The sequence below is a fragment of the Pseudovibrio sp. Alg231-02 genome (assembly GCF_900143565.1).
Lineage (GTDB): Bacteria > Pseudomonadota > Alphaproteobacteria > Rhizobiales > Stappiaceae > Pseudovibrio.
Genome location: NZ_FREX01000009.1, coordinates 245,001 through 248,606, shown reverse-complemented (window position 1 = coordinate 248,606; position 3,606 = coordinate 245,001). Strand labels below are relative to the sequence as shown.

At 51.6% G+C, this 3,606-nt stretch carries 1 protein-coding gene and 2 rRNA genes (1 of these 3 cut by a window edge); all 3 read right to left on the bottom strand.

Annotated elements, in window-relative coordinates:
- Positions 1–425: 425 nt before the first annotated feature.
- The gene (locus tag DHN43_RS21695) at positions 426–800 is read right to left on the bottom strand and encodes an MmcQ/YjbR family DNA-binding protein (RefSeq protein ID WP_108820001.1); all 375 of its coding nucleotides are present in this window, start codon (positions 798–800) and stop codon (positions 426–428) included.
- A gap of 916 nt (positions 801–1,716) precedes the next feature.
- Positions 1,717–1,831 (bottom strand): 5S ribosomal RNA (rrf, locus tag DHN43_RS21690).
- A gap of 163 nt (positions 1,832–1,994) precedes the next feature.
- Positions 1,995–3,606: ribosomal RNA gene (locus DHN43_RS21685) — 23S ribosomal RNA — on the bottom strand; it runs 1,119 nt beyond the window's last position.

Sequence of the window (3,606 nt, the reverse complement as noted above, 5' to 3'; positions counted from 1 at the left end):
ACCGAGCACCGAGCACCGAGCACCGAGCACCGAGCACCGAGCACCGAGCACCGAGCACCGAGCACCGAGCACCGAGCACCGAGCACGAATGATCGCAATGCTACGCAAAGACAAGCTTATGAGTGAAGAAATATCCTCAGAGGGGGATAACTTTTATATGCGGATGCCAGCGTAACATCCGGAAAAGCGGGCATAAAAAGTAAGGCGAATTCCACGGGGTAAACATATGCCCGCTAGGCGGTTCTATGATAGAACCTCCCCGGTTCAAAATTAAATGCATGCGGTGCAAAAGCCAGACACAAAACCACTCAATAAGAACCACGAGCAACGCACATTTCGCGCAAATAACGCAAATCTGCACAAAAGAACGCAAACCTTAAAATCAGCACGATCAGTTATTCAGAGCCCCACGTGATCAGACACACTTAAGCTGCAACAAAACCAATCTCTTTCTGCAACTTCTTGGTCAGCTTCCTCGCAATAATGCTATGCGCCTCGCGAACATAATCCTTGATGTCTTCATCAGCCATCGCCTGCGCAGTCTCAATCTGAACCCACTTCGCCCGAGCCAGATAAGGCGCCGGAATAATGCCCTCCTGTTCCGTCAGAATCTGATAGGAAAGCTCCGAACACTTAAAGCTGATCTTGATCCCTTCCATCTCAGGACGGTCCTCTCCCCAGTTAGAACAGATCGCAAAGATCTTCCCTCCAACCTTCCAAACCGAAGCGTTCCCCCACTGAATGACATTGCTCGTCCCAACCAATGACTTGCAATAATTATCAAACTCATCCCGCATCAATGTAGTCTCTCCCTAGCAATCAAAAAAAGGCATCAAACACAGCCAATAACTGCAACGAAGATAACACAATCAAAATCCAATTCGGTACCCGTTCAACTAACTTTCAGATTTGGCTACCGATAAAGAGCACCCATCACACACGCTCACTCTTATTAACCCCAGGTAGCACAAGAATAGTTCCATCTCTTTTGTAGTCAGCGTAGAGCAGTTACGGGTGCTATCCCATCTATCTCATCCTTACGCAGAATGGCCTTCCGCATTACCTCCGAAAGCTCAGCAATCATAGCGGCACAAATTCGAGTGCAAATGCCGCCAACGAACGCAGATAGGAGCGCACCGCCGTTCCGGCAACGTGGTGCAGTTACGGATTCAATCCTCCCGTTTACATCCTGATGCACGACTGGCCTCGTATTACCTTCGCAAGTGCAGCAGGCGTGGAGGCGCAATACGTGTGCAAATACCAGCGAACGCAGATAGCCGCACAAAGTCATCCCAGTTGCGGTTTAGCTCAATCACGCTTCACACAGCACCAGCTCATAAATACCGCGGCTTGATCGCCTGTGTTAGTCGCTCTTGAGGTCTAAGGCTCGCCCTTCCCACAGGCTCACTCCCCTTCTCTTTGGGATACACGGAGGGTAGTGCTTGTCTCATCACAGCATCGTTAGGCAATACGTTTCAATCCCTTGAAGCCATTGCTTTGGTTTTACTCAGGCAAACTTGAGGCTGTATATTCAGGGATAGGGGAGTGCTTTGGTTCTGGGCCGTTTGGAGCTTTGCTCGCTGTGTTTTCAGCCCGTTCATTCAGGATGGCCTAATTCCAAAACGCAAAAAGCCCCCATGCTTTAAGCATTGGGGGCTTTTTGTCTGATATATTGTTCTGTTTATTTTGAGGTTTTTGTCGGTGTGTATTATTCATGCCCGGCGGCGCCCTACTCTCCCGCGTCTTAAGACGAAGTACCATTGGCGCAGGGGCGTTTCACTTCCGAGTTCGGGATGGGATCGGGTGGGGGCGCCCCGCCATAGCCACCGGGCAGGAATAAGTCACACTGACTTTTGAACTGGTCTTTTATGCCACTCTTATTGAGAGTGTCAGGACACTTCTGCGAAGTGTCTGTTGTTGTTATCCAAGTTTTAGCTTTGTTTTGTTGGCGACAAATCTACGTGTTTGTCGTTTATGATTATAGCTTAATGGGAGTGATCAAGATCAATCGAGCTATTAGTAAGGCTCAGCTTCGAGAGTTACCCCTCTTCCACATGCCTCCTATCAACGTGGTGGTCTTCCACGGCTCTCAAGGGATATCTAGTTTTGAGGTTGGTTTCCCGCTTAGATGCCTTCAGCGGTTATCCATTCCGAACATAGCTACCCTGCAATGCGGCTGGCGCCACAACAGGTCCACCAGAGGTTCGTCCATCCCGGTCCTCTCGTACTAGGGACAGATCCTCTCAAATTTCCTACACCCACGGCAGATAGGGACCGAACTGTCTCGCGACGTTCTGAACCCAGCTCACGTACCACTTTAATTGGCGAACAGCCAAACCCTTGGGACCTGCTCCAGCCCCAGGATGTGATGAGCCGACATCGAGGTGCCAAACAATGCCGTCGATATGGACTCTTGGGCATCATCAGCCTGTTATCCCCGGCGTACCTTTTATCCGTTGAGCGATGGCCCTTCCACGAGGGACCACCGGATCACTATGACCGACTTTCGTCTCTGCTCGACTTGTCAGTCTCGCAGTCAGGCAGGCTTATGCCATTGCACTCAACGAGCGATTTCCGACCGCTCTGAGCCTACCTTCGCGCGCCTCCGTTACCATTTGGGAGGCGACCGCCCCAGTCAAACTACCCGCCACACACGGTCCCGGGTATTGTAGTACCGCGGTTAGATATCCATGAGGACAAGGGTGGTATTTCAAGGATGACTCCACCAAAGCTGGCGCCTTGGTTTCAACGTCTACCACCTATCCTACACATGTCATCACGAATACCAGTGTGAAGCTGTAGTAAAGGTGCACGGGGTCTTTCCGTCTGACCGCAGGAACCCCGCATCTTCACGGGGAATTCAATTTCACTGAGTCTGTGCTGGAGACAGCGGGGAAGTCGTTACGCCATTCGTGCAGGTCGGAACTTACCCGACAAGGAATTTCGCTACCTTAGGACCGTTATAGTTACGGCCGCCGTTTACTGGGGCTTCAATTCGGTGCTTGCACACCTCCTCTTAACCTTCCAGCACCGGGCAGGCGTCAGACCCTATACGTCGCCTTGCGGCTTCGCAGAGCCCTGTGTTTTTGATAAACAGTCGCAACCCCCTATTCTGTGCCCCCAATACAAAGTTGCCTTCGTATTGGGCTCCCTTCTCGCGAACTTACGGGAGCAATTTGCCGAGTTCCTTCAGCACAGTTCTCTCAAGCGCCTTGGTATACTCTACCTGTCCACCTGTGTCGGTTTCGGGTACGGTCTTAGCGTGGGAGCTATTTCCAGGAACACCTTCACCGCATCTCCAATCCAATAAGGAGATACGATACACGGCATCCGTCACTACCCACTGGCCGGGGAATATTAACCCCGTTCCCATCGACTACGCCTTTCGGCCTCGCCTTAGGGGCCGGCTAACCCTGCGCCGATTAGCGTTGCGCAGGAACCCTTGGACTTTCGGCGAGAGGGTCTCTCACCCTCTTTATCGTTACTCATGTCAGCATTCGCACTTCTGATACTTCCAGCAGCCCTCACGGGTCCACCTTCATCAGCTTACAGAACGCTCCGCTACCGCTTGTCAAAGACAAGCCCGCAGTTTCGGTGTATGGCTTT